Raw genomic sequence first — 26,384 nt, 5'->3', positions numbered from 1 at the left:
CTAGTTGATGCGGCATTGAAATTACATTTAGGATTGAGTTGAGTTGGAAGAGGCGATCGCACCCATCTTAAATCAGGACTGAGAATGAAAGCAACAGATTTCTCATTCCCAATCCCTCAAACCAGTCACTATCGCCAGTCTTCCCAATTTTGATTAAAAATTGAAGTGTCAGGAAAGGCGGTGGGATTGCCGTTTTTCTCTAATAAACTTTTCAATGCTTGCAGTTGCGGTTCTGGTTTGGGTAAATCATCCACTAGTTGGTATGGTGCAATATTATTTTTGATGGCAAAAGCTACCATAGTTCCCGCCGCTGCGCCAGAAGACCATTCAAAGGAATGTACTCGATAAGCAGCCGAAGCAATATGGCTGGTAGCAATACTCTTACCACCAACGATTAAATTATCAATTTTTTGGGGAATCATTGCCCTGAGTGCAATTTGAAAAGGATAAGCTTGTCCTGCGCCACGCCTTTCTCCAGGGCGTTCTTTGTTACCTGGGGTTTCTGGGGGACTTTGAGTCATGCAAGGATGAAAGTCGATGGCGTAGTGACCGATACCCACAGAATCAGGAAATATAGTGGAACGGCTGCGGCGTAATGCTTTATCTGGGGAGACTTGCCCAGTAATTACTGACGCAGCTTCTAACCCTGCTAGTGTCGCTTTTAACTGACGATAAGTATCCGCAGTTAAAGTTTTGCGGTAGTACTCATCGTTATAGTTGCGGCGAGAAATATCAACTTCCCAAATAGTAAAGCCTTGGGGTTGTCCCCAACTAGGACGACCAATTATCCGCCTAGCTTCTCGCATATAAGGATATTTTGACAAGCCGTGTACTGTTCCCATTGGTGACTTTAACCCTGTCAGCAATCGATTTCGGGTTTGGGGTTCTTTTACACCCTTACCTAACTGAGAATCTGTAGTTCCAGCTACTAGCCAGTAATAATATGCCAGGGCGTTTTCTTCACCTTTGCGGAGGGTTTCTGATCTGAGTCCTCCCATCCAACCGCCTGGCTTTAACTGTCCAGCCGCTTGCAGTTGTTGGCGCGTGTAAATCAAGTTATCTTTGGCGGTTCCCGGACGGTAATCGTTACCCCAAGTCCAGTTTTGCATAGAGATGTCCCCTGGTGTGGGTGCGGTGAATCTCACACCGTTGAATTGTGTGGGTTGTCCGGGAGTAGGATTCCAGATACGGCGGTAGGTAAAAACTAAGCCAAAGTTAGCTAATCTTTTTAATTCATAGCTGAAATATGGTGAATACTGTAAATAAAATGGGGGCATTGTTTGGGGTTGTGGTTCCTTGGTAGCCTCCATTGCAAAGGTATAGGTAAAACCTTGAGTACAGTAAGGATCATTACTGGCGCTAGAAGCAGAGGGTTCGAGGAACGAACGCCCATCAATCCCTAAACGATAGGGAACATCTGCTAAGGCAATAATTTCGCCAGTTTCGCTTGTGTCCACAACATACCACTGAGGAGAATCGCTGGTGGTTGACTTTTTGGCAACCTTGGGAACAAAGCGAATAATCTTTTTGCTCAAGCGAGATGAGTTTTGGTATTGGTAAGCATCTTTAATAGTTTGCCCTAGGGTAAAGGTGTTGAGGGGTGGTGCGCCTTTAGCTGCTTGATGTTGAATAGCGATCGCACTATCAATGATTTTCCCATTAGCATTAATATTTACTTCCTTAATTACACTATTCGGAAACCATTCCAACTTCCCCTTGCCCTTTTTTTCTGCATCCTTCAACATCTGCGTCAGAATTGTGTGTGCATCACGGGGTAAAAAACAAGAATCACTTACCCAGCACTCACCAGGGTTAAGTTTGCCATAATGGCGTTGAATCCGGTTGCGTAATTCAGTATACCCGCGAGAATAGAATTGGCGATCGCGTTGAGTTGGTCGTTCATCTAACGCAGATGTCCCCTGAGAAGAAATTTGTCCCCCCAACCAATCGGTAATTTCTGTTAAACACACTGTTCGGCCTGCTAGTAACCCCTCGTAAGCTGTGGCTACCCCAGAAAGTCCACCACCGACTACCAACATCTCACAATTCACGGTTTGATCTGGGGTTCTCGGTGGTGCAGCAACAATAGTAGATTCAGGTACGAGATATGTTGAGATTAAGCTAAGACTGAAGAGTGTTGCTTGAAAACCAGCTACTTTGTGTCTGCGCTTCATGATGGGAAAACTTTTTCTACTCCTTTGCCAACTTGTAGACGGTACCATCTTGGAAATGTTCACAACAAGTCACTCTAGATGGTTGAAGGCAAACGCAGATGAAGTGCAGCAAGTCGATTTAAGGAATATACTGGTCAACAACTATAATATCTAATTCCTTTCTCCACACAGTTAAAGGCTTTTCCCAATTATCTTCCCACTTCTGCGCTAAAAAAGGTTTCGCTTTAGCTCCCATACGGTAGCCGATGGCGATGTTTTCCAACAGATTCCCTAATTCCTCTGGAGCAGTGAATAGGGTGCGTAGTAGACCGCCAGCAATTAGTAAGATAGGCAAAGGAATCCGAATTTGCGCTAGGCAAAATGCTTGCAAGCCTAGTTCACCGTTAACATTACTACCTAATCCTGTCACCAAATGCCAGATATCGTGAGTTTGACGTAAGCGAGTTAGTATATAGCTGGTGTCATCAGTGATTGGCAATGAACGGTAGTAATTTGGGTCAAAGCCAGTTTGCTCAATATACTCAGCAAAGCACCGTCCTAGAGATTCTGAAGGGAGTTGGGCTAAGGCTGTCATATCTGGGGGAGAAGCTAAATATCGCTCTTGTACAATTTCCTGAACTTCCGGTAAAGTTTTAATATAATCAATAGCTAACTGAGTTGCTTTGAGCTTGATCATCCCATCTTCAACATCCGGCGTAGCATCTGCCCGCCCTGGATCAAGTGCTAAGGTAACGGCTCCTTTTAAAGTCTTCAAAAAATCTAGTTGTATGGCGCTATTTTTACCAAGTAGCATAGTTTTGACTCGCAGAAGTTGATTCTTGACGAAGAATGTTCAGTATAGCAAGGGAATTAAATTATGCACTCTAGTTGTCTAATTGGTATGTAAGAGGGTATAAGGGGGAAAATTTTCAACGCCTACACCCTATCAATCACTGATAACTCAATTCTGTTATAGATTGGAGAAAAGCCCGAACAAATCAAGATGGTTGTGATGCACAGCAAGAATCAATTTGTTTTAGCATTAGTCTTGAAAAGCGCGATCGCCTTTTCACCCTTGCTGCTGTCTACTGGTTTGGCTAGTGGACAAACTACACTACCCATCGCCAAAGAACAAACGGTAGCCCAGGTACTCTCAAATTCCGAACGGGAAGAATTAACCCGACTGCGGGAACGTGTTCCAACTAATGGGAATCAGACAACTATCTTACTTAATATCTGGTTAATCATACTCAGTCTATTTCCTGTAGCCGTGATTGCTTTATTTTGGCTGTTAAGGCGAGTCGCCATCCGGGAAATTGTTGACAGAGCAATGGGACAGCTACAAGGCATAGAAAAGTTACAAAATCAGATAATAATTGTTAAGCAAGAAGCCGAAAATCTAATTCAAGAAGTCAAAAAAATCAATCGAGAATTAGACAATGAATCAGCAGCTTTGCAGCAGAAGATAAAACACGAACAAGATAATTTATCTACTTTTTCGGCTGATTTAGTACAGTCCAAAAATAGCATCTTATCTGGCTTAGAAACAGAAATCAAACATCTGCAAACAAATCTAGAAAATCTAGAAGCCGAATTTAGTCATCAATTACAAGAATTTCAGCTAACTACCCAACAAAAACGCGATACAAGTTTAGAAAATATCGGAAATTTAGAATCTGACTTTGCTTCGCAAATCTCGGAAATAAAAATAGGGACGGAAAAACACAAGAATTTAACTTGGGACTATTTAGAAAAATCAAAAAAAGAGTTTATCACTCAACTCACCAATTTACAATCTGATGTTCAACAACAAAAAGATGTCTTAATTGAGGATTTGTTAAAAACTCAAGCAGACTTTATCTCTGAGTTAGCAGGAATTAGAGTAGATGCAGAACAACAAAGAGATAAAACTAAAAACAATATTTCAGAATTAGAACAGAGTTTGAATTTGCATATATCTGGCTTACACTCTGAAAGTAAGCAGCGTAAAGATAATCTGCTGGAAGAATTGGGTAAAACTCAACAAGAATTTATCTCGGAGTTGGCGGGAATTAGAGTCAATGCAGAACATCAAAAAGATAGAACAATACAAAATCTCACCGAATTAGAACAGAGTTTGAATTTGCATATATCTGGCTTACGCTCTGAAAGTCAGCAGCGCAAAGATAATTTACTGGAAGAATTAGATAAAACTCAAACAGAATTTATCGCTGAGTTGGTGGAAATTAGAGTCAATGCAGAACATCAAAAAGATAAAACACTGCAAAATATTGCCGAATTAGTCAATAGTTTGACATCGCAACTCTCCGGTTTACCATCGGAGTATGAGCAACAAAAGCAGGTTTTATTAGAAAATTTAGCAAAATTGCAAGTAGCAGTACAATTAGATATCCAAAACCATAAAGATTTAATTATCGAAAATTTGGAAAAATCTGGTTTAGAGTTTGCTGCACAATTTTCGGAGTTGCAGGTAAATGCTCAACAACAAAAGTTATTTATTCTCGAAAAACTGGAAAAATTAGAAACGGAATTTGTAGCTCAACTTTCAGAGTTACAATTAGATGCTCAACAACGCAAAGAATTAATTCTGCAAGAAATTACAGAATCAAAAGAACAACAAACTCCACAACCGCCAGTATCAGTAGAGGCTGATTTGCAACAGGGTGATGATTTATTTGCCCAAAAGCAATATGAAGCAGCGATCGCCTGCTACAATCAAGCAGTCACAATCCAGCCAGAGAATGCAACTGCTTGGTTTAAACGCGGTCTAACTTTCGCCAGATTAAAGCGCTACAAAGAGGCGATCGCATCTTATGATCAGTCTATCAAGCTACAAGCAGATAATCATCAAGCATGGTGCGATCGCGGCGTGGCTTTTGGAAATCTCCGCCAGCATAAGCAAGCCTTTGCTTGTTTTAATAAAGCCACAAAAATCAAACCCGATGATGCAACTGCTTGGTTAAATCGCGGTCTATCCCTCATAGAATTAGAAGAATATGAAGAAGCATTAGCTTCATTTGAGCAAGCATTAAAATTTCAACCAGACTCGCCCAAACTTTGGGATAAACGCGGTTATACCTTGGTAAGATTAGGACTAGATGATGATGCGATCACGGCATTTAATAAAGCCATCGCAATTAAACCAGATTATGCTATTGCTTATTACAACAAAGCAGCTTGTTATGCACTCCAAAAACAAGCCGAATTAGCAATTGAATGTCTGCAACAAGCAATAGATATTAATCCCAGATATAAAGAAGATGCGGAAGGTGATATAGATTTTGATGAGATTACCAATAATGAAAGATTCCAGCAGTTGATTACTGGTTAAAACTTTCTTGATTAGCAGTAAATTTTTGTGTCCGATGTTCAGCTTTTCCTAATTCTTCTTCCTTGCTTGACTACACTTATTGCTTAATCGTACCTAATAGCTGTTAGCGATAGCTTAACGCACCGGAATTAGCACATTGAAGGTGTGTTACTTCGTTAACGCACCCTACAAGATCAGCGCGATCGCACTTCTTTAAGTATAGTTAAAATCCAGTTTCATCTTAAAAGAAATACTACCAACGCGGTTAATAGTTTCGCTATTAGGTACAACTTGCCAACCGAATCTTTTATATAAATGCAACGCGGGATTTGTGCTTCTAACAGTGAGTGATATACAAGGGTAGGATATTTTAGCTGCTGCGAGTAAATGAGTCAGTAATTTAGTTCCTATACCTTGATTTCTATATTCTGGAAGAGTTGCGATCGCAAGTTCCGGTGTAGAATCATCAACATAGCCATATCCTGGATTTTTCCCTGTTAATAACCGTATCCATGCTGCTCCCACTGGTTGATTGCTGCTTTTATAGATAGCAACAAATCCCAAATCGTCTTTACGTCCCCAACCTTTAACATACTTTGATAAATCAGGATGAATCATCACATCCTGTATTGTTTTTCCTTCTTCTCTCATTTGCGCTGCTTCGTACAGCATTTGCCATAAAAACGGTTCATCTTGTAGTGTGAGGAGACGAATCGAATAATCCATATTCTAAATTTTGCTGACGCTAGAATGCTGCGATCGCCAAAAACATACCATAAATTAATATGCAAAACCCCTAGATATTCATCTTAGGGGCTTACGTCAATTAAAATTTTTCTTTGTAATCTAGGTTAGGACATCGGTAAGCGATAAAACTTAGACAATAAGAGACTTTTAACTCTTTCACCTGTCACCTCTCACCTGTCCCCTGCTATACCAGAAGTATTAAGGCTTGCTGGCTACTCTTGGTTGGTCTAAATAGCCATAAACAATTCGAGAAACTTGACTGATAAAATCTCGCGCTTTTAAATCATTAAAAGGTCTTCTCACAAAAATTCCGGCTAAGTAGCGCTTACCAGATGGCATTTGAATAATCCCCGCATCACCGAGTACAATGCCTAGAGTTCCGGTTTTGTGAGCAATTACCGCACCTTTACCCAGACCAGCCGGTAATAACTTTGTGTTGTGAACACGGCGCATAATATCCAAAACTTTGCCACGACTGGAATCAGTCAATAATTGATTTTTAGCAACTAATGCTGACAGTCTGACTAAATCTTTGGCGCTGGTTGTATTAGTACCCTTGAAGTCGCCGAGTAAGTTCCGCACGACGGTGTTTTGCAGTCCCCAACCACGAAAACGCTGATTTAACTTAGCTTTACCACCCAATCGGTCAATCACCATATTGGTAGCTGTGTTGTCGCTGATGGTAATCATTTTAGTCACGGTTTCTATCAGACTAAAACGAGTTCCCGCACGCTTATATTGAAATTCGCCTGAACCTCCAGTTACTAGGTCACGCCGCATAACTAAAGTTTCGTTCAGTTTGACTCTACCTGCATCTACTTCTTGAAATAACGCAACTAAAATCGGAAACTTAATTGTGCTGGCTGCGGGAAAGACTTTTTCGCCGTTTAAATCGAGATAGTTACCTGTCTCTAAATCTAAAAAGAACATTCCTGCATCTAGAGAACGATAACGAGAGGCTAAGGCTTTGACTTGTGATCGCAGTTCTGGTATTTCTTTACCTAAAGGTACAACTCCCGCAAACAAAGAAATATCACTAACTGAAACCGGAATTTGCTCTTCACTAGTTGAAGAAACAGGATTATTAACGGGATTTGTAATGCGTTCTACCGATGGAAATTTCACTATCCAGTGGGTAGAAGAATCACCTTGTAACAGCAACTTGCTAGGGTCAACGGTGTATCCAGGTGCTAATTCAACTACTAGTCTTGTTGTCGTATCGTCAACCTTCCCAACACGAATTTCGCGGACAGCGGAACCAAAGTTTTTCCGAACTGTATTTGTATCTAGTTTGGTACCAGGAAGATCGATAACTAGCCGTGTGGGGTTTTGAATTAAAAATGCTCTTGGTTTAACACCAGATGCCGTAGTAATATTCAGTTGATTTTGTGCGGTGTCAAAGCTCCAAGATTCTAAGCGAGATGCTCTTACTGGAGAAGAAAGCAGGACAATACTGACAACGCTAAACAGAAATAAGCGTAATCTCATGCGTGTGATTATGTAGAGCGAAAGTTGAATTTACTTGCACCAATTTTCGAGGATGTCCCGGTTGATCCGGAATAAACTCGAATCATAATTCGTAGCAAATCATTACGTCAAGACACGGAAACCACATAATAGTTCCTTTACACCAAATTTAATTAGGAATAGAGGCAGAAAATAGGACTGATATGTATCGATTTTTGACGCTATGTTTTATAAACTTAGTTGTAGAGTGTCAGCAATCATAAAATTTCTCCATAAAGGTTATTTTTGTCAAAAGTCTACAATCTATGGTCAAAAATCAACCTTCTTTGGACTAGAGAATATTGACAAAAAATTTGAGATTTTTTGGGTCAGATTAACTAGAAATATATGAAACGCCGCTTTAACCCTCAGAGAATTGGCTTAATGGTGTCGGTAAACCATCAATGCTGATGCTGTTTTTCTGTTGTTGATATTCTCGAACGCCCTTTTCCCCTTTTTGACTAGCCCAATTTACTAATGTTTGGCGTTGACCTTGATATTCGTAAAGAGGAACGCCAAAACCACAGGAACTTTGCACAATCTCAATATCAGCTACGATAATTTGACGAGTTCCTGGTATTTGAGGAAACACTGAATATACAGATTCCCATTCAGGGTAACTCGGCAAAATTACGTATCCTTTACCGTAAAGTCGCAGAATCCGTGGTGGTTCTGTAAAGGCGCAAAACATAAAGGTGATGCGACCATTTTCTTGCAAATGGGCTGAAGTTTCGTTACCGCTACCTGTGAGGTCAAGATAAGCTACTCTGTGGGGTGATAAAATCCGCAAGCAATTGAGACCTTTGGGAGATAGATTAACGTGACCCGTTGGACTCAGAGGCGCGGTTCCTACAAAGAAAAGGTTTTGGGCTGCAATAAACTCTTGTAGTTCTTCTGTTATGGAGTTAAATAGTTTAGCCATAGATGATTAAGAATACAAATGTAAGATATATCTTTGATAACGCCAAATGATGTAATTTTTTGGGCGTTGGGTAAGTTGGTACGCAAAATATACTTTAACTCTCAACGTCGGGCGATCGCTTCTCAACCAAAGCTACAGGCGGCTTTGCTGCTCTAATTTATTGCAATTTCTTTTTAGTTAATCAGTTAAGATAAAATGCTCTGTCGCAAAAGCCAAGCAATAAAGCCAAAAAATCCCTTAGTTAACTTTTATCAACTATCCGCAGAGGAAAATACTTTAACAGTAAGGATTTGAGCTAAGAAAATCTTGATAAATGATGATTAATCATGTCATTAAAAGTAAACTGAACAGGAAATAATTTTTGATTTTTTCTCTAGCTTATTGATAAGATATATCATTTAGTACTGAGAAATTGGTAGTCTAACTGTAACGTTGTCCCTTTAGTTCGTAGAGATATTGCCCATGTATCAGTTGTTTGTAGCAGGTGGCGTAGTCATGTGGCCCCTGCTGGCGTTTAGTGTGGTGGGAATTGCCTTAATTATTGAGCGAGTACGTTTTTGGTATCGCATCAATACCCGACAAAACCGCATAGTCAGAGAAGTGTTGAATCTCTACCGCCTTGATAATGTTGTTGGCGCGTTGGATAAATTGCAAAAGAATGCAGATTTGCCCATGACACGGATTTTTTTAGCGGCGTTGCAACTAGAAGAACCAACCCCAGAAGAATTTCGCCTTGCACTAGAAAGTGAAGCGCAAGCCGAAATCCCGGTTCTCAAACGTTTTCAAAATATGTTTGACACAATTATTGGTCTTGCACCACTTTTAGGTCTACTAGGTACTGTATTGGGTTTGATTGCTTCTTTTGCATCATTAAACTTGGGTGATGTAGGCGGGACAAAAACCGCAGGAGTTACCGCGGGTATTAGTGAAGCGCTAGTATCCACAGCTTCAGGTTTAATTGTGGCTATTTTTATACTTTTATTTGCTAATACCTTTCGAGGGTTATATCAACGTCAGATTGCCGCAATACAAGAATATGGCGGACAATTAGAGCTACTCTATCGCCGTCGCTATGAACGAGGAGACAGAACCTATGCGTCTACAAGATGAGCCGGATTTACCACCGCAAATTAACATCGTGCCGATGATTGACGTGATATTTGCGATTTTGACATTTTTTATTATGTCTACCTTATTTTTAACTCGCTCAGAAGGTTTACCAGTCAACTTACCCAAAGCGGCGACAGCCAGACAGCAGCAAGTTCCAGCTAAAATTACAGTCACAGTAGATAAAGATGGAGTAGTAAGTGTCAACCGTCAACCCACCACCGTTGATGGGTTAGCGGGACAATTGCGTACCTTGGTAGGCGATAACCAAGAAGCATTAGTGATTGTGAATGCTGATGAAACAGTCACACATGGTAAGGTAGTGGCGGTGATGGATCAAGTTAGACAAGTCCCAGGTGCAAAGTTAGCGATCGCCACACAAAAGCCTTAGTTACATTGTCATTAGTCCTTTGTCAATCCAAATGACTAATGACACTCTCAGCCTATCTCCTACTTTTGCCTGCTGCTATAATCAATAAAATTCAGCTGATGACTCTCGTAGTTTTCCAGAATTGAGGAAAACTCATGAGCATTTACCAAAATTGACTATATAATTAATTCCCCACTCCCCACTACCAGCGGGGTCTACCATCAATACGTGAGAGTCAATCATATCTAGGGAAATATCGGGGTTAACTTAGTAAAAATTTTTATGCAGTTGCGCCTGTCAGATAATGATCTGCTGCTTAAATCCCGATTGTCCAAATCCCCTAAATCCTAAAGGAAAGCAGTCATGCCAGACTTGTAGTACCCCTTTGGTACCACTGTTAAGAAATCGCTTCCGGGTGATTCGGGTGCTTTCCGATGAGGGAGGATTTGGCAGAACTTATTTATCTGAAGATACCGATAAACTCAATGAACTGTGTGTCATTAAGCAATTAGCGCCGAAATTTCAAGGAACTTGGTCGCAGAAAAAAGCAATGGAGTTATTTGCAGAAGAAGCAAAGCGACTGCAAGAACTCGGCGAACATCCGCAAATTCCCACACTGATTGCTTACTTTGAACAAGATAACTGCCTTTATTTGGTACAACAGTTTATTAATGGGCAGAACTTGTTAAAGGAGTTACAACAGCGCAAAGTCTATAAAGCGAATGAAATTCAAGCAATTTTACTTGATTTACTGCCTGTACTCAAATTCATTCACGATCGCGGTGTGATTCACCGAGACATTAAACCAGAAAATTTAATTCGCTGTCGTTATGATGGGCGCTTAAGTTTGATTGATTTTGGTTCTTCTAAGCAGTTAACCGAGAAAGTCAAGAATAAAAGCGGGACATCTATCGGTTCTCATGGTTATTCTCCACTGGAACAAATCAGAGACGGTAAAGCTTACCCAGCTAGTGATTTATTTAGTTTGGGGGCGACCTGTTTTCATCTCTTAACGGGAACTTCTCCTTTTCAATTGTGGATGGAACATGGCTATGGCTGGGCGCACAGTTGGCGACAATATTTGCGGAGTCCCTTGTCGCCAGAATTGGATGGCGTGATAACAAAGCTGTTGCAAAAAGACTTAAGTCAACGCTACCAATCAGCCGATGAAGTAATCAAAGATTTAATTCCCTCACTCCCACGCGCCTTACCAGCCGCCGGACAGTCATCGGGAAAATTCACAGTCACTCAACCAAGTTCAAAGTTCTCCTTTAAATATGCTTTTGTCAAAAGTTTAGTTTTAGGCGCTGCTTTTATTTTGTTATTTGGTTTTAGTGATTCTTGGTATCAAAAATATCGCCAGATTCAAACTAGTTTGTTATCGAGACTAAAGCCATCAAATAATAGTTCTACTCAAAGTGAAGTTGTTTTTGGTCAGTCGCCCAATTTCCCAGTGAGAAATATTTCTTTAGCTAATACCCTCAAAGGAACAGCAAAATTTGTTGTATCTGTCGCCATTAGTCCCGATGGGCGGACAATTGCCAGTAGTGGCGAAGGGGAACGTACTATTAAAATGTGGAATATTGCCACTGGAAAAGAAATACTCACCCTAAATGGACATTCGCAAAAAGTTAATGCTGTGGCTATTAGTCCCAATGGCAAAACTTTAGTGAGTGGGAGTGATGATCAAACGATTAAAGCCTGGAATTTGGCAACAGGGAAAATAGTCTACACCCTAATGGGACATACTGATTCGATTCAAGCATTAGCTATTAGTCCCAATGGGAAAATTTTGGTGAGTGGTAGTGATGATAACACCCTAAAAATGTGGAATTTAGGCACAGGGAAGTTAATTCGCACACTTAAAGGGCATAAATACTGGGTACGTTCACTGGCGATTAGCCCAGATGGTCGAAATTTAGCCAGCGGTAGTTTTGATAAAACAATTAAACTTTGGCATCTTTACCAAGAAGACCCAGCCCGCACACTGACGGGAAATCCCAATACAATCACATCAGTAGCCTTTAGTCCTGATAGTACCACCTTAGCCAGCGCCAGCCGCGATCGCACCATTAAACTTTGGGATGTCGCATCCGGCGAAGTCATCCGTACCTTAACAGGCCATGCAAACACCGTTACCTGTGTGGCTTTTAGCCCAGATGGTATAACTTTAGCCAGTGCCAGCCGCGATCGTACAATTAAACTGTGGAATTTAGCGACAGGCGAAGTCATCAACACCTTAACAGGTCATGCAGATACGGTGACATCTGTCAATTTCACTGCTGACGGTAAGACGATTATCAGCGGCAGCGAAGATAATACTATCAAGATTTGGCGTATAGCACAGTAATCAAAGGCAGAAGGCAGGAAGCAGGAGGTAATTTATACTTGAAACTTCAGCCTTTGAACATGAACGTTGAGGTTCTGAAGGTGGACGTTGAGCCTTTGAGGTCGAAAGTTGAGCCTTTGAAGGTGAATGTTGAGCCTTTGAAGGTGGACGTTGAGCCTTTGAAGGTGGACGTTGAACTTCTGAGGTCGAAAGTTGAGCCTTTGAGGGTGAATGTTGAGCCTTAAAGGCTGACAGTTGAACCTTTGAGGCTGAAATGAGAGGAAAATTACCTCATGCTTTAGTTTATGTTGGGGATATGTGAGCGATCGCCCTTCATCAAAGACAATTACAATACCTCTAAAATCCTTCTTTGCGCCTTTGCGCCTTTGCGTGAGACAAAAAGACCTCTGTAAAATCGAACCACAGAGGACACAGAGAACACAGAGGGAGAGGAAAGAGGTAGTAATTTATCTACCGAAGATTTCATTGACTGTAATTGTGACATCAGGAAAACCTGGAATTGATAAACTTTCCCCACCAGAAAACTTTTGTATATCCTGATATTCTGTAGCGCTTGGTTGTTGATAAACTTCCACAACTTGCTCGTTAATATCTACTAACCAAACTGCAATTATATTGGCTTCTGCATATAAAGGAATCTTCTCTTCCCTGTCATAGATTATTGTCGAATCAGCCACTTCAATTAATAAGAAAATATCTTGGGGTTGGGGGTGTGCAGCTGCATAAAAATCATCACGGGGTTTGAGTAAAGCCACATCTGGCTGCGGTTGTGAATTATCGCTCAGTTCCACAGGGTCTTGAATAGCAATGAGAACTCTATCTCTTAACTTACTAGACAAGAGTTTATTTAAGCACTTTACACAAGCAGCGTGTTTTGTCCCAATCGGCGACATCTCAATAATTTCTCCGCGTATCAGTTGCACCCGGTCATCTTCTGTAAGAACACCCGATTCAATCATTTTATGATATTGCTGCACTGTGAATTTATGTCTTAATAACTGCACAGTCATCACCGCCTCCACTGTCGCTTGTATCTTAATTATGGAATACCACTGCTAAAAGCAAGCTGAAATACACCTTAGCTTTTCAGGAATTTATGAGGTTGAAAATAAAGAGCGACACTACGTTCCTTAATTACAAATTCCGAATTAGTCAAACTTTCTTCTCACCCTCCGCGCCTCTGGTTACTGAGCGAAGTTGAAGTATGCGCTTTTGCGTGAACCTTAAAATTTCTACTGGCAATGGATATACTTTATGTCATCGAGAATTGATATAACAGAACTCTTGCAAAAGTGTTTTGTGGTATGGAGTTTCGTGTTAAGTTGACATCTGTGGAGGGGAGGAGGCTAAGGGTAAATCAATTGAGAACACACATCCTTGATGGGGGACATCGCGAACTGAGAGTATACCCTTGTTTAGCGACACGGCGCGTCGTGAAATTGTCAGCCCAATCCCCACTCCAGATTTATCTGTTCCCATCTGAGAAAAAGGCTTAAAGAGTTCTTCCGGCTCACCAGGCGGGAGTCCTCCACATTGATCCTCTATTTCAAGCAAAACACGCCCACCTAGAGCCTTACCGCGTATCCATACAATCCCACCCTTCTTGGTGAACTTAATGGCATTTTGAACCAGATTCGATAGGGCAGATATTATTAGGTGACGATCTATTAAAACCTCCAATTCCGGCGCTACCTCAACACGCACCTCAATTGATTTCGCACTTGCTTCAAACCATGCAGTAGCCTCAACTTCACTGACTAGGTGAATAACTCGACATCTCTGATATTGGACAGTTGGGTCGTTCCACAGTCGCACCTCAACAAGTGAACGATCAATAATTTCTCTCATACGCCTATGGGCATTTTCAAGAACATGAGATGTACTTCCATTGGTTCCGACTTTCCCTGTGATTATAAGTTGGGAAGCTAAAGTAGCGGAGGTCAAAGCATTTCGCAACTCATGTGCTAAAAATCCCAGACGTAGAACCTCATCCCGCTCTGCATTCTCGCGCTGACCTCGATTAAACTCTGTAACCGCTTCAGCAATAGCGATATCGAGGCAGAAATTTAATCGATTGAATTCACGAGGGGATGCTGTTTCACTACTATTCTCCTGAATATACTGAGTGATAGATTGACAAAGAGCGCCGTAGCCATGAACAACCTGAGAAATGCTGTAGCCAAGTTTTAACGACTCTTTCCCCCGGCGCTCTGCGGAGGCTCTGTGAACACTTTCTATAGAACTGTTATTGTTATGTGCTTCCCCAGATTCATCTATATCAGAATCAGCACGTAATACCTCAATGAGTTCATCGTAGAACACAGGTAATCCTCTTTCCATTTCGTCGCTCGAACTTCTGGAATCAGCAAGATGCACGATCTTTTTTGAACACAAGGCGAGAATTTCGTTACGTTCTGCTAATAAAAATTCATGTAACATTATAAATCTTCATTAATTTTAGACTGATTCTAGCATCAGGAGATCGGTAGAAAAGCGATCGCTTTGTTGGTTAATTAAAATAAATCTGGCTACGTTTTTTCTGCATCGTTAATCAACTTATACAATTCAACTATCAATCAAACTCTTGTATATACTCGATTTCAAACGTCTGGTTGTTACACTTTTCAAAAGAAGAGCAATTAAAAATATTTGGAAATATTTTTGAGAACAGGCTGTACATTCATCAAATGAATCTAAGCTTGAAAGTAAACATCTATATCAAACAACACTAATGCCACATACATTGATTAATTTAACATTGCCAATAGTCATTCAAGAAATTGAGAATGTCTTATATGAGTACCCTGAGCATCCTTATCAATTAGCTTTTTCGATTCATGAGTTGCGTCAAAAGTTAATTGCCCACATTCTAAGTCATGTCCCTAACCGCTATGTAGTCGAAGGGGTACAGGAATTATCCAGCACCCCCAAAAGCCGCGACTCTTTCCCTCTACAGGAGCGGATACAGATAGAAACAGTGGTTCACGGTAGTATTCTGCATATCCTGCGCGAAAACGCTGATTGGCTAAGTCGCCAACTCCTAACTCTGTCTCTTGTTGGGTCAATTCTGCTCCCTAGTCTGATTTAATCACTTCATACTCTTGGGTAACAGTTCAAAAGTCTTGCCATATACACCCAGATTTGGACAGCACTCGCCTGATATCACTCACCGCCTGTGGCAGCAGTTGCAATTGGGTTCACAGCGCCATTTTGGTAAAATTGTACGCTAAGAAATTCAATAAACCTCGACCGAGAAGAGTCGTTGCACGGTCGAGGCAATCAAAGCGCTCTCTACAACTATTAGGGCGATCGCACAACCTTAGACAATCTATCTGTATTAGTCCGATATAATATTGTGTCATTCTTTGTTGTCCTAACTGGAGAAACCAATGGGTCGCGCCAAAAAGGTTGTCTTAGCATATTCAGGTGGTGTAGATACTTCTGTGTGCATTCCTTACCTCAAGCAAGAGTGGGGTGTGGAAGAGGTGATTACTCTCGCAGCAGATTTAGGCCAGGGAGATGAATTAGAGCCAATTAAAGAAAAAGCTCTCAAGTCGGGTGCTAGTGAGTCTCTGGTAATTGATGTCAAAGACAGCTTTGTGAAAGATTATGCGTTTCCGGCAATTCAAGCCAATGCACTTTACGAAAATCGCTATCCCCTGGGAACGGCGCTGGCTCGTCCCCTAATTGCCAAAATATTAGTAGAAGCAGCCCAAAAATACGGTGCTGATGCGATCGCACATGGTTGTACTGGTAAGGGTAATGATCAGGTACGCTTTGACGTTTCCTGTGCTGCCTTAAATCCCAGCTTGAAGATTTTAGCACCCGCGCGGGAATGGGGGATGAGTCGTGAGGAAACCATCGCTTATGGTGAAAAGTGCGGTATTCCTGCACCTGTGAAAAAGTCTTCGCCTTACAGTATTGATAAAAACTTGCTCGGTCGCAGTATTGAAGCGGGTTTGTTGGAAGATCCAGCCGTCGAACCCCCAGAAGAAATTTATCAGATGACAAAGGCGATCGCTGATACTCCCAATGAGCCAGAATATATTGAAATTGGCTTTACTAAAGGTATCCCTACCACTGTCAACGGTACAGCCAAAAACCCTGTTGAATTAATTGAAACACTCAACGAGTTAGCAGGCAATCATGGCATCGGTCGCATTGACATGATTGAAAATCGCCTGGTGGGTATCAAGTCACGGGAAATCTACGAATCACCAGCCATGATTGTCCTAATTCAAGCACACCGCGATTTAGAAAGCCTCACTTTAACCGCAGATGTCACCCACTACAAACGCGGTATTGAAGACACTTATACCAAATTGGTCTATAACGGTTTGTGGTACAGTCCCCTAAAAGCCGCCCTGGACGCGTTCATTCACCAAACACAAGAGCGTGTTTCGGGAACTGTGCGGGTGAAGTTGTTCAAAGGTAACGCCACTATAGTCGGTCGTTGGAGTGACAACACCCTTTATACCCCAGACTTAGCCACCTACGGCGCTGAAGACCAATTTGACCACAAAGCCGCCGAAGGCTTTATCTATGTTTGGGGTCTTCCCACCCGCATTTGGGCGCAACAAGATAGATAATTTCGGCTAACTAATCAAATAAATTAGGCGTTGCTGATTAGTAGGATGTTTTTTACCTCACGCAGAGACGCAGAGGCGCGGAGAATAAGAGTTTGAGAGATTGAATTTTTAATTTTCATCCTCATATTCAGCAATGCAGAAATTATATTTTGATGTTTCGCACTTTGCGCCTTTGCGTCTCTGGGCGAAACATTTTTTTATGCAGATAATTTTAAACACATCGGTGTGGAAATCTATGCTTTTTGTTACGGAAATATGATCAAAAAAATAAGTTATGTATGATATGTTAGGGATTTTAAATTATGCCAACAAATATTAACATTTAAAACGTAATACTCTGACTGTGACTGATTTACAAGGAAAATTTCTGAGTTAAAAATAATGCTGAAAAACAGCAATAATTGATACAACTGCCAATTTGAGAAAACTAGTCTTCATTACAACTTTAAAAATGATTTAGTCGCACAATGGGGGCAGAGAAAGATTACTAAATATTTGCGCTCGGAGACGAATAATGGTAGCGATCGCAGAAAATGTTCAGCATCGGCTTACTGTCCAAACTGTAGAAATTGCCCCAAACACCACGGCGATTCGCTGTCTTGACTGGGATCGCGATCGCTTCGATATCGAATTCGGATTGCAAAACGGTACGACTTACAATTCCTATTTAATTCGGGGCGAACAAACAGTTTTGATTGATACTTCCCACCAGAAGTTTCGCCAACTGTATTTAGACACCCTCAAAAGTATCGTCAACCCCAAGACTATTGATTACATTATTGTCAGCCACACAGAGCCAGACCACAGCGGCTTGGTGGAAGATGTATTGCAATTAGCACCAAGAGCCACGGTTTTAGCTTCTAAAATTGCCCTACAATTTTTGGAAGGTTTGGTACACGAACCCTTTTCCAAGCGGATTGTCAAAAGTGGCGATCGCATTGATATTGGCAAAGGTCACGAAATAGAATTTGTGAGCGCGCCTAATTTACACTGGCCTGACACCATCTTTAGTTTTGATCGCAAAACCCAAACCATCTATACTTGCGATGCTTTTGGGATGCACTTTTGTGATGATCGCACCTTTGACGAAGATTTAGAAGCGATCGAAGCAGACTTTAGGTTTTATTATGACTGTCTCATGGGGCCAAATGCGCGATCGCTATTGAATGCGATGAAGCGGATGGGCGAACTCGGCAAGATTAAAATCATCGCAAATGGTCACGGGCCTTTACTTTATCATCATCTAGATATCCTCACCGAGTGTTACCAAAACTGGAGCCAAAGACAAGCCACAGCCCTTACCACCGTTGGCTTATTCTACGCTTCTGATTATGGTTATAGCGATCGCCTCGGTCAAGCTATTTCTGAAGGGATTCAAAAAACTGGCGTTGGTGTAGAAATGCTTGACATCAGCACCGCCGAAGCCCAAGAAATTCAAGAACTCGCAGGTAGAGCCGCAGGTATTATCATTGGGATGCCTCCTTCTACTTCCGTTGCGGCGCAAGCTGGGATTAGTTCTTTAATATCTGTCGCTAAAGACAAACAATTCTTTGGCTTGTTTGAATGCTTTGGTGGCGATGATGAACCAATCGATACCCTCCGCCGGAAATTTATTGACTCAGGTGTCAAAGAAGCCTTCCCCGCCATTCGGATTAAAGAAGCGCCCACCGCATCTACATATCAATTATGTACTGAAGCCGGCACAGACTTAGGGCAAGCCGTCACCCGTGAACGTAACATCAAGCAAATCAAAGCCCTTGATGTGAACATGGAAAAAGCCCTAGGACGGATTAGCAACGGCTTATATATTGTCACCACCAAAAAAGGTGATGTTAGCAGTGCAATGTTGGCTTCTTGGGTGAGTCAAGCCAGCTTGCAACCTTTAGGATTTACAATTGCCGTTGCCAAAGACCGCGCCATTGATGCTTTGATGCAAATAGGCGATCGCTTTGTGCTAAACGTCTTAGAAGAAGGCAACTATCAAGAACTGAAAAAGCAGTTCCTCAAGCGTCTACATCCCGGTGCTGATAGATTTGCAGGTGTGAAAACCCAAACCGCCAAAAATGGTTCACCCATTTTGACAGATGCGCTGGCATACATGGAATGTGAAGTGCAAAGCAGCTTGGAATGCAGCGACCATTGGATTTTATATTGTACAGTCCAAGACGGTCGTGTTTCCAAACCAGAGGGCTTAACCGCAGTTCGCCATCGCAAAGTAGGTAATTACTACTAAAGAAGGTAGGAGGCAGGAGGCAGAAGGCAGAAGGTAAAAGATAGTTCTTGTCACTACTGCATCCTATACTCCTGCACTCCATCTTCCCTGCTGCCAATATTTAACAAATCTATGCAATCTTCCAATTCATTCACTCGCTTTATTCAATCCGTTAAAGCTCGGTTTTTGCCCTTTTTATCTCCACATCACCCAACACCTATGAGCAATTCCAAACCCCGTGACGTACAGGTTTTTCCCATTGCGACAAACACCAGAGTTCTCAGAGCGCGTAGTCAGTCACGTTTGCGGTTTGAAATTGAATACGCATTAGAAAGAGGTACAACCTCTAATTGCTATGTCCTGGAAGGTGATAAAACTGCGATTATTGACCCACCTGCTGATACCTTCACCACAATTTTTTTGGAAGCGTTACAGCAGACTATCCATTTGAAAAAATTAGATTACGTTATTCTGGGACATTTTAGTCCCAACCGAGTGGGAACCCTCAAAGCATTGCTGGAAGAGGCTCCCCAAATTACCTTTGTTTGTTCGCTACCTGGTTCGGCTAATTTAAAGGCGGCTTTCCCAGATGACAATTTAAATATTTTGGTGATGCGGGGGAAAGAAAACCTAGATTTAGGCAAGGGTCATGTATTGAAATTCTTCCCCACTCCCAACCCCCGCTGGCCAGAAAGTCTTTGCACCTACGACCAGCAAACGCAAATTTTGTTCACGGATAAACTTTTCGGCGCACATATCTGCGGTGATGAAGTCTTTGATGACAACTGGGAACAAATCAAAGAAGACCAACGCTACTACTACAACTGTTTGATGGCTTCCCAGGCGCAGCACGTCGAAGCCGCCTTAGAAAAAATTTCTGATTACCAAGTGCGGATGTATGCGGTTGGTCACGGGCCAATAGTTCGCACTAGCTTAATTGAATTGACCCAAGCTTACGCAGACTGGAGCCGTTCTCAAAGAGATCGAGAAATTTCTGTTGCCCTACTATACGCCTCAGCTTACGGTAATACCGCCACATTAGCACGGGCGATCGCTCTGGGATTAACTAAGGGCGGCGTTGAAGTTCAATCTATCAACTGCGAATTTGCCAATTCTGAAGAAATCCAGGCGGCGGTAGAAAAATCAGACGGTTTCATTATCGGTTCGCCTACCATCGGTGGTCATGCACCCACACCAATTCACAGTGCTTTGGGGATTGTCTTAAAAGTTGGTGATAACAACAAAGTTGCGGGTGTCTTCGGTTCCTACGGCTGGAGTGGTGAAGCCGTGGAAATGATTGAAGGTAAATTGCGGGATGCTGGCTATCGCCTGGGTTTTGAAACCTTAAAAGTTAAATTCAAACCCGACGATGTTACCCTCAAATTCTGCGAAGAACTTGGTACAGACTTCGCCCAGGGTTTGAAAAAAGCCAGAAAAATACGCGTTCCCCAACAATCTGCAACCCCTGTAGAACAAGCCGTAGGCCGCATTGTTGGTTCAGTTTGTGTAATCACCGCCAAGCAAGGCGACGTTTCTACCGGGATGTTGGGCGCTTGGGTATCACAAGCCACCTTTAACCCACCTGGTTTAACAGTAGCGATCGCCAAAGAACGCGCCATAGAATCTCTCATGTATCCTGGCGGTAAGTTTGCCTTAAATATCCTGGCAGAAGGCAATCAACAAGAATACATGAAACATTTCCGCAAGAATTTCGCCCCCGGTGAAGATAGATTTGCCATTTTCGGCACTACTCCTGCTGATAATGGCTCTCCAGTTCTGACCGATGCTCTCGCCTACGTCGAATGCTCCGTTGAGCAACGTATGGAATGTGGCGACCACTGGGTAGTTTACGCCACTGTTGACAACGGTAAATTAATTAAACCTGATGCGGTGACAGCAATTAATCATCGCAAAACAGGTACTCATTACTAACAAATTTCCCTTTCCCTACCGCCCTGCGGACATTACAACTAAAGCCAGTGCTGAATTTTCTAGGCAGCACTGGCTCTTTTTTATTTCTTCGTGTCCTTTGTGGGTCGTTTTTTCGTTGCTTGTGCGTAAGCCTTAAATTACTAATGCCCAACTGGGGCTTTGGCTCCTGCGCCACCTTTACCTAAGAATAGCAACAAAGGTAAAGAACAAAGAAACGCCACGCCTACAACTCGAAAAATATCTGCGAATGACAAAACAGCAGCTTGGATATTTACAGTTTGCTCCAGTAAAGCCAAGGCTTGTGTTTGGGCGGTTGTTGCATCCATTCCTTGACTTTGCATTGCTCCTGCGAGCATATCAAGACGCTGATTGGTTTCAAAATTATAGGGACTGAGATCGGTTAATAAAATAGCACGATGAAAGGCTTCGCGTTTATCTAGCAGAGTTGTGAGTATGGCAATGCCGATGCTACCACCCAACTGTCGCGTCAGGTTGTAAAAGCCAGAACCCGCAGAAATATCTTGCTTGGGTAGCGGCCCCAAGGTAGCTAAACTTAGAGGTAAGAACATTAAGACTGTGAAAGCTCCCCGCCAGACTAAAGGCCAAAATAAATCATCTGTGCCTGTTTGGATGGTAAGTTTTGATAAATCAAACATAACAAAGGCGGTTCCTACTCCACCGATCGCAATCAATAATCGAGCATCTATTTTGGTGGATAATTTGCCTAGGAGAATCATCACAATTGCTGATGCTAACGCCCCAGGAGCCAGCAATAATCCTGTTTGTGTGGCGGTGAAATGTAGGACACTTTGAGCAAAAATCGGCACGGCGAAAAGTGCGCCATAAAGTCCCATACCGACAATTGCTGATAAAAAGCTTCCCGCCGCTAAAGAACGATGACGCAGTACTCTCAACGCCACAGCCGGATGTGATGTTTTGAGTTCCCACCAAATAAATAGCCCTAATCCCATAACACTGGCTATTGTCAAACTAATGATGAACCCAGAGGAAAACCAATCTTCTTTTTCACCTTCTTCTAAAACAGTTTGCATACAGCCAATGGCAATTACCAATAGCCCAATTCCTAACCAGTCTACGACTTGACTTTGGGTTTTACTTTTGCTGTCTTGGGGCAGAAACATCACAGCCATCACAACTGCTAAAATCCCAAAGGGAATGTTAATGAAGAAAATCCAGCGCCAGCCTAAAGCATCGGTGAGATAGCCGCCTAAAGTTGGGCCGATGGCTGGGCCGGATATTACTCCTACGCCAAATACGGCTTGTGCTAAACCTTGCTCGGCTGGCGGAAAGGTTTCAAATAAAATGGCTTGGGCTTTGGCTAATAGTCCACCACCAAATAACCCTTGAGCAATGCGCGATAAAATCAGCATCGGCAAGTTAATTGACAGTCCACAAACTACGGAAGCAACTGTAAAGCCAATCAGGGAAAAGATAAAGTATGTCTTTTTGCCAAAGTAATCTCCTAACCAAGCAGATAAGGGAATTAAGACGACATTGGCGATCGCATAACCAGTTACTACCCAGCCAATTTCACTTACGGTTGCGCCTAAACTGGCTTGCATGGAAGTCAACGCTACGTTAACAATACTGGTGTCAATTACTTCTAAAATTGCACCTAAAGATGCGGTAAAGGCGATCGCCCATTTCAGCCTTCCCTGTACATAGCCAGCTTGGTTGAAGGTAGAAGTTTTAATATTAGCCATTTTTAATAGCAGTGATATTTAAATTCAGAAATTCTGAGAATTAGCTTTGATTTTTCACTCTTGTTTATAATACGAGACTGTATCGTATTGTATTAAGATAAGTCAAGGGTAAACTTTGGTAAAACTCAAAAAACTGTCTCAAGATAGATAGCAATGGAGAGTTAAAGGGAACATGAACTGTACTTAAGTATTTGATAATGAGTTCATCTTTGAATCTACCCAAAGACCGCAATGGCGATATTTTATGTCTGAAGTTTGAGACTAAAGCGATTATGAATAAGCACATCAGTTCACCGGGAAGACCACGTAGTATCAATGCAGATCAAGCCATTCTGCAAGCGACTCTGGAACTACTGGCGGAGGTAGGATACCAAAGTATGAGTATGGAAGCGATCGCTATTCGGGCGGGAGTAGGAAAAGCGACAATTTACAGGCGCTACACCAGCAAAGAGGAACTAGTAGCAGATGCGATCGAAAGCTTACGGGAAGATGTGCAAATACCTGATACTGGTAGCTTTTGGGGCGATATGGATATTGTTATCGATCATGCAGCCCAGAGAATTCAGAGTCCCCTTGGCTGTCAGACACTCGCTTTAATCATTAGTACAGCTTCTAGTAATCCGCAGTTTGCTCAAGTCTACTGGAAAAAATATACAAAACCCCGACGTGATGCCTTTGCCGAGGTGCTGCAACGCGCTAAATTAAGAGGTGAAATTCAACCAGATGCCGACATTGAATTAATTATTGATTTGGTGAGTGGGTCGTTATATTATGCGATTGTCTTTAAACCAACACAGAAACCACTGGCAGCTTATATGCGTCAGACAATGGAGCTAATTATTCAAGGTGTTGGCAAAAATTGACAATCGAAACTTTTGGACTCGATATTCTATTGATTTATAAAGATACCCCATTGGGTGGAGTGATCGCCCAACTTATTTACTATTTGCCAGGTTTGCAAATCGATGAATATGTTAATTAACTGGCAGTTTTACTAGATATAGCAGTATAAATCTCTAGATGCTGACCAATAACCCATTTGTTTAATATACATAAGTCCGGTTACATTATCTGGAAGTGTGTTCTTTCAGTGTGTTTAGGGCTACCTATTAATGATTAAGAATAAAATTTCCGGTGCTGGTGTAGCAACTCTAGCCTTGATTGGAGGTGCGATCGCTTTTCCCGCACCAGTTCAAACTGCTACTTTGCAACGTACCCAAATGTCAGATAATAACTTTCAACTGGCACAATCTACGGTGAATACGGCAACCCTCGAAAGTCAAGTATTCAGTCAAATCAATCAATATCGAGCTTCTCTAGGTCTACCAGCATTAGCCCGTAACTCAACTATTGACAATCAAGCCAGAATTCACAGTCAAAATATGGCCAATGGTCAAGTTGCATTTGGTCATGATGGTTTTGGCGCAAGAATTCAAGCGATCGCAGTGACAATTCCCTACAGAGCAGCAGCAGAAAATGTGGCTTACAACCAGGGATATAGAGATCCTGCAACCCAAGCCGTGCAAGGCTGGCTGAGAAGTTCAGGACATTTGGCTAATATCAAAGGTAATTACAACCTTACAGGTGTTGGTGTGGCGGTAAATAGCAGAGGTGCGGTTTACTTCACCCAAATATTTATCCTCAAACGATAGGAAGGAATTCAGTTAAAACTTAGTTAAAACTTGGGATGCGTTACGCCAATAAAGTAACGCATCCTATTTTTGCTGTATGGTTCTTAGATACATCGAATTGCTCTTGCAAACTTATTGAAAATTAACTATGGAACCTATTTCTCTGATTATCGCTGCTTTGAGTGCTGGTGCGATCGCTCTTGAAGTTTTCCCAAAGTGCGATCGCACTTTGGGAAAACATTACAGGCGATACTCTTTCAGAGTCACTCCGTGAACGCGCTTTGGAAGTCAAAGATTTATAATCAACTAAAATCCTCTTCCCCTCTGTCTCCTGATATATTAACGCGGACTTACTGATTTATTGGGATTGTTAATGCTGAATTTGGAGCAAAGCGACGTGAGCCAAACACAAGCTGAAGTAAAAACATTTACGTTTGATGAATTTATCGAATGGTATCCAGAGAACTCACAACAGCGCTACGAATTACATCATGGGGTAATTGTTGAGATGCCTAAACCCAGAGGCAAGCATTCTAAATTAACAGGCCACCTGATTGAAAAACTACTTATAACTATTAGAGAAACAACGAAAGGTGATATTTGGTTTATTCCTAGAGAATCGATTGTTAAACCTAATCGTAATCAGTCAGGTTATGAGCCAGACATCATTGTTCTCAACCAAGAAACTATAGGTACGGAAACACGTTGGGAAAGTGAATCAGTTATTCAAAATGCAACCTCGGTCAAATTAATAGTGGAAGTTGTTAGTACTAACTGGCGGGACGATTACTATGATAAGTTTGGCGACTATGAAGAAATGGGTATTCCCGAATACTGGATTGTTGATTATGCAGGGTTAGGGGGACGTGATTTTCTTGGTAATCCCAAACAACCTGCTCTTTTTGTGTGTGAATTAATCGATGGGGAATATGTCAAGAGGCTATTTAGAGGTAATGATGTCATTGTTTCCCCCACTTTCCCTAAACTCAACCTAACTGCACAACAGGTTTTTGATTTGTGAAAATCGCTAGGTTCAGGCATACTTCGACAGGCTCAGTAACCAAAAGTCCAAACAGCGAATCGCGTCATCAACTATTCTTCTACTGGTGCAAATACCACACCTTCATAGAGTAGTGCGATCACCAACTCAAATTCTATGCTCGATAGAGTAATCATATCTCCCTCAGTGTAGGGATAGTAAAGCCACATTCTTCCCTCTCCGCGAGAGTAGCGTTCAACAGAGATTTTTTCGGAATCTATCAATAAATATTCTTGTAAAGAAGGAATTGTTAAGTAATTAGTGAATTTTTCGCCCCGATCTTTGCTACTCGTACCAGGGGAGAGAACTTCAGCAATGATTGTGGGATTTTGAATAAATTTGCGCGCATTCAGGTCTTGAGAGTCGCAACTAACAATCACATCAGGATAATAATAGATGCTTTTAGCATCAAATTGGACTTTCACATCTGACACATTGATTCGGCAACCTCTAGCACGTAAATGTGGGTATAAGGTTCTGTAAAAATTCAGTGCAATGTCATTGTGGGGAATTGTCCCACCTGTCATCGCAAAAACTTCGCCGTTGACATATTCATAACGAAGTTCTTGCTGGGGTTCCCATACGAGATATTCCTCGATGGTCATTTTTTGCGGTTGTGGGGAGATGGCTACCATAGCAAGATTGTTTCTGGGTTGTTTTGATTTTAGCTTGGAGGGCTACATGGTTATAGCCTCTAGTAGTGTACCAACCCAAAATTGCTCCGTGGAGATGAGCAAGGGAGCAGGGGAGAAGAAACTTGCACTAAGTCTTTCCCCCCCTGCCCCTGAAGCC

Annotated in this window: 22 protein-coding genes; 13 read left to right on the top strand and 9 right to left on the bottom strand. The window is 41.9% G+C overall.

Annotated elements, in window-relative coordinates:
- Window positions 1-128: 128 nt before the first annotated feature.
- On the bottom strand, window positions 129-2,174 hold the full coding sequence (locus IQ244_RS07705; protein WP_193891601.1) for an FAD-dependent oxidoreductase: 2,046 nt from the start codon (window positions 2,172-2,174) through the stop codon (window positions 129-131).
- 118 nt (window positions 2,175-2,292) lie between these two features.
- Entirely contained in the window at window positions 2,293-2,967 is a 675-nt protein-coding gene (locus IQ244_RS07700) for a Coq4 family protein (protein WP_193891598.1), read from the bottom strand.
- 198 nt (window positions 2,968-3,165) lie between these two features.
- Between IQ244_RS07700 and IQ244_RS07695 the strand changes: the two genes are divergently transcribed.
- Window positions 3,166-5,484, top strand: coding sequence for a tetratricopeptide repeat protein (locus IQ244_RS07695; protein ID WP_193891595.1), 2,319 nt, complete (start codon window positions 3,166-3,168; stop codon window positions 5,482-5,484).
- 192 nt (window positions 5,485-5,676) lie between these two features.
- Here the strand turns inward: IQ244_RS07695 and IQ244_RS07690 are convergent, their stop codons facing one another.
- The 3 genes from IQ244_RS07690 to IQ244_RS07680 all read right to left on the bottom strand — a co-directional run bounded on the left by IQ244_RS07690 (window position 5,677) and on the right by IQ244_RS07680 (window position 8,638).
- Complete coding sequence (locus IQ244_RS07690) at window positions 5,677-6,189, bottom strand: GNAT family N-acetyltransferase (protein WP_193891592.1); 513 nt, start codon at window positions 6,187-6,189, stop codon at window positions 5,677-5,679.
- A 219-nt stretch (window positions 6,190-6,408) separates the two neighbouring features.
- Window positions 6,409-7,698, bottom strand: coding sequence for a serine hydrolase (locus tag IQ244_RS07685; protein ID WP_193891589.1), 1,290 nt, complete (start codon window positions 7,696-7,698; stop codon window positions 6,409-6,411).
- 379 nt (window positions 7,699-8,077) lie between these two features.
- The gene (locus IQ244_RS07680; RefSeq protein ID WP_193891586.1) at window positions 8,078-8,638 is read right to left on the bottom strand and encodes a pyridoxamine 5'-phosphate oxidase family protein; all 561 of its coding nucleotides are present in this window, start codon (window positions 8,636-8,638) and stop codon (window positions 8,078-8,080) included.
- A gap of 33 nt (window positions 8,639-8,671) precedes the next feature.
- Between IQ244_RS07680 and IQ244_RS32960 the strand changes: the two genes are divergently transcribed.
- The 4 genes from IQ244_RS32960 to IQ244_RS07665 all read left to right on the top strand — a co-directional run bounded on the left by IQ244_RS32960 (window position 8,672) and on the right by IQ244_RS07665 (window position 12,465).
- Window positions 8,672-8,794 carry a hypothetical protein gene (locus tag IQ244_RS32960; RefSeq protein WP_265578910.1) on the top strand — a complete coding sequence of 41 codons (123 nt, stop codon included), beginning with the start codon at window positions 8,672-8,674 and terminating at the stop codon, window positions 8,792-8,794.
- Window positions 8,795-9,100: 306 nt separating this feature from the next.
- Window positions 9,101-9,748 carry a MotA/TolQ/ExbB proton channel family protein gene (locus IQ244_RS07675; protein WP_416209764.1) on the top strand — a complete coding sequence of 216 codons (648 nt, stop codon included), beginning with the start codon at window positions 9,101-9,103 and terminating at the stop codon, window positions 9,746-9,748.
- Window positions 9,732-10,136, top strand: coding sequence for an ExbD/TolR family protein (locus tag IQ244_RS07670; protein WP_193891583.1), 405 nt, complete (start codon window positions 9,732-9,734; stop codon window positions 10,134-10,136). The genes IQ244_RS07675 and IQ244_RS07670 overlap by 17 nt, the downstream gene beginning before the upstream one ends.
- A gap of 283 nt (window positions 10,137-10,419) precedes the next feature.
- Complete coding sequence (locus IQ244_RS07665; protein ID WP_193891580.1) at window positions 10,420-12,465, top strand: serine/threonine-protein kinase; 2,046 nt, start codon at window positions 10,420-10,422, stop codon at window positions 12,463-12,465.
- 446 nt (window positions 12,466-12,911) lie between these two features.
- Here IQ244_RS07665 and IQ244_RS07660 read toward each other — a convergent pair whose 3' ends face one another.
- Window positions 12,912-13,475, bottom strand: a complete 564-nt coding sequence (locus tag IQ244_RS07660) for a Uma2 family endonuclease (RefSeq protein WP_193891577.1) — start codon at window positions 13,473-13,475, stop codon at window positions 12,912-12,914.
- 307 nt (window positions 13,476-13,782) lie between these two features.
- Window positions 13,783-14,904, bottom strand: coding sequence for a sensor histidine kinase (locus IQ244_RS07655; protein WP_193891573.1), 1,122 nt, complete (start codon window positions 14,902-14,904; stop codon window positions 13,783-13,785).
- 292 nt (window positions 14,905-15,196) lie between these two features.
- Between IQ244_RS07655 and IQ244_RS07650 the strand changes: the two genes are divergently transcribed.
- From IQ244_RS07650 to IQ244_RS07635, 4 genes are all read left to right on the top strand, one after another.
- Entirely contained in the window at window positions 15,197-15,553 is a 357-nt protein-coding gene (locus tag IQ244_RS07650) for a hypothetical protein (RefSeq protein WP_193891570.1), read from the top strand.
- Window positions 15,554-15,854: 301 nt separating this feature from the next.
- Window positions 15,855-17,054: an argininosuccinate synthase gene (locus tag IQ244_RS07645; protein WP_193891567.1), complete on the top strand. Its 1,200-nt coding sequence runs from the start codon at window positions 15,855-15,857 to the stop codon at window positions 17,052-17,054.
- A 514-nt stretch (window positions 17,055-17,568) separates the two neighbouring features.
- The gene (locus IQ244_RS07640; protein ID WP_193891564.1) at window positions 17,569-19,287 is read left to right on the top strand and encodes a diflavin flavoprotein; all 1,719 of its coding nucleotides are present in this window, start codon (window positions 17,569-17,571) and stop codon (window positions 19,285-19,287) included.
- 198 nt (window positions 19,288-19,485) lie between these two features.
- Complete coding sequence (locus IQ244_RS07635) at window positions 19,486-21,198, top strand: diflavin flavoprotein (RefSeq protein WP_193891561.1); 1,713 nt, start codon at window positions 19,486-19,488, stop codon at window positions 21,196-21,198.
- Between the two features lie 140 nt (window positions 21,199-21,338).
- Here IQ244_RS07635 and IQ244_RS07630 read toward each other — a convergent pair whose 3' ends face one another.
- On the bottom strand, window positions 21,339-22,922 hold the full coding sequence (locus tag IQ244_RS07630) for a DHA2 family efflux MFS transporter permease subunit (RefSeq protein ID WP_193891558.1): 1,584 nt from the start codon (window positions 22,920-22,922) through the stop codon (window positions 21,339-21,341).
- Window positions 22,923-23,119: 197 nt separating this feature from the next.
- Here IQ244_RS07630 and IQ244_RS07625 point away from each other — a divergent pair, with 197 nt between their 5' ends.
- The 4 genes from IQ244_RS07625 (at window position 23,120) to IQ244_RS07615 (ending at window position 25,574) form a co-directional block, all read left to right on the top strand.
- Complete coding sequence (locus tag IQ244_RS07625) at window positions 23,120-23,785, top strand: TetR/AcrR family transcriptional regulator (RefSeq protein ID WP_228058797.1); 666 nt, start codon at window positions 23,120-23,122, stop codon at window positions 23,783-23,785.
- A gap of 249 nt (window positions 23,786-24,034) precedes the next feature.
- A complete protein-coding gene (locus IQ244_RS07620; RefSeq protein ID WP_193891555.1) occupies window positions 24,035-24,574 on the top strand; it encodes a CAP domain-containing protein in 540 nt (179 codons plus the stop codon).
- A 127-nt stretch (window positions 24,575-24,701) separates the two neighbouring features.
- Window positions 24,702-24,827, top strand: coding sequence for a hypothetical protein (locus IQ244_RS32955; RefSeq protein WP_265578909.1), 126 nt, complete (start codon window positions 24,702-24,704; stop codon window positions 24,825-24,827).
- A gap of 99 nt (window positions 24,828-24,926) precedes the next feature.
- On the top strand, window positions 24,927-25,574 hold the full coding sequence (locus tag IQ244_RS07615) for a Uma2 family endonuclease (protein WP_193891552.1): 648 nt from the start codon (window positions 24,927-24,929) through the stop codon (window positions 25,572-25,574).
- A gap of 71 nt (window positions 25,575-25,645) precedes the next feature.
- Here IQ244_RS07615 and IQ244_RS07610 read toward each other — a convergent pair whose 3' ends face one another.
- A complete protein-coding gene (locus IQ244_RS07610) occupies window positions 25,646-26,227 on the bottom strand; it encodes a Uma2 family endonuclease (protein ID WP_193891549.1) in 582 nt (193 codons plus the stop codon).
- Window positions 26,228-26,384: the final 157 nt, after the last annotated feature.

Origin of the sequence: Nostoc sp. LEGE 06077 (genome assembly GCF_015207705.1) — a bacterium.
GTDB lineage: Bacteria > Cyanobacteriota > Cyanobacteriia > Cyanobacteriales > Nostocaceae > Nostoc_B.
The sequence above is the reverse complement of the archived record's forward strand: the minus strand, read 5'-3'. Positions and strand labels throughout refer to the sequence as shown.

Bases quoted from the DNA above. Each gene is read 5' to 3' on its own strand.
- IQ244_RS07660 (WP_193891577.1), bottom strand. From the start codon at position 13,475: ATGACTGTGCAGTTATTAAGACATAAATTCACAGTGCAGCAATATCAT.
- IQ244_RS07655 (WP_193891573.1), bottom strand. From the start codon at position 14,904: ATGTTACATGAATTTTTATTAGCAGAACGTAACGAAATTCTCGCCTTG.
- IQ244_RS07685 (WP_193891589.1), bottom strand. From the start codon at position 7,698: ATGAGATTACGCTTATTTCTGTTTAGCGTTGTCAGTATTGTCCTGCTT.
- IQ244_RS07645 (WP_193891567.1), top strand. From the start codon at position 15,855: ATGGGTCGCGCCAAAAAGGTTGTCTTAGCATATTCAGGTGGTGTAGAT.
- IQ244_RS07640 (WP_193891564.1), top strand. From the start codon at position 17,569: ATGGTAGCGATCGCAGAAAATGTTCAGCATCGGCTTACTGTCCAAACT.
- IQ244_RS07625 (WP_228058797.1), top strand. From the start codon at position 23,120: ATGAGTTCATCTTTGAATCTACCCAAAGACCGCAATGGCGATATTTTA.
- IQ244_RS32955 (WP_265578909.1), top strand. From the start codon at position 24,702: ATGGAACCTATTTCTCTGATTATCGCTGCTTTGAGTGCTGGTGCGATC.
- IQ244_RS07695 (WP_193891595.1), top strand. From the start codon at position 3,166: ATGCACAGCAAGAATCAATTTGTTTTAGCATTAGTCTTGAAAAGCGCG.
- IQ244_RS07700 (WP_193891598.1), bottom strand. From the start codon at position 2,967: ATGCTACTTGGTAAAAATAGCGCCATACAACTAGATTTTTTGAAGACT.
- IQ244_RS07675 (WP_416209764.1), top strand. From the start codon at position 9,101: ATGTATCAGTTGTTTGTAGCAGGTGGCGTAGTCATGTGGCCCCTGCTG.
- IQ244_RS07665 (WP_193891580.1), top strand. From the start codon at position 10,420: ATGATCTGCTGCTTAAATCCCGATTGTCCAAATCCCCTAAATCCTAAA.
- IQ244_RS07705 (WP_193891601.1), bottom strand. From the start codon at position 2,174: ATGAAGCGCAGACACAAAGTAGCTGGTTTTCAAGCAACACTCTTCAGT.
- IQ244_RS07610 (WP_193891549.1), bottom strand. From the start codon at position 26,227: ATGGTAGCCATCTCCCCACAACCGCAAAAAATGACCATCGAGGAATAT.
- IQ244_RS07615 (WP_193891552.1), top strand. From the start codon at position 24,927: ATGCTGAATTTGGAGCAAAGCGACGTGAGCCAAACACAAGCTGAAGTA.
- IQ244_RS07650 (WP_193891570.1), top strand. From the start codon at position 15,197: ATGCCACATACATTGATTAATTTAACATTGCCAATAGTCATTCAAGAA.
- IQ244_RS07635 (WP_193891561.1), top strand. From the start codon at position 19,486: ATGAGCAATTCCAAACCCCGTGACGTACAGGTTTTTCCCATTGCGACA.
- IQ244_RS07620 (WP_193891555.1), top strand. From the start codon at position 24,035: ATGATTAAGAATAAAATTTCCGGTGCTGGTGTAGCAACTCTAGCCTTG.
- IQ244_RS07690 (WP_193891592.1), bottom strand. From the start codon at position 6,189: ATGGATTATTCGATTCGTCTCCTCACACTACAAGATGAACCGTTTTTA.
- IQ244_RS07680 (WP_193891586.1), bottom strand. From the start codon at position 8,638: ATGGCTAAACTATTTAACTCCATAACAGAAGAACTACAAGAGTTTATT.
- IQ244_RS07670 (WP_193891583.1), top strand. From the start codon at position 9,732: ATGCGTCTACAAGATGAGCCGGATTTACCACCGCAAATTAACATCGTG.
- IQ244_RS07630 (WP_193891558.1), bottom strand. From the start codon at position 22,922: ATGGCTAATATTAAAACTTCTACCTTCAACCAAGCTGGCTATGTACAG.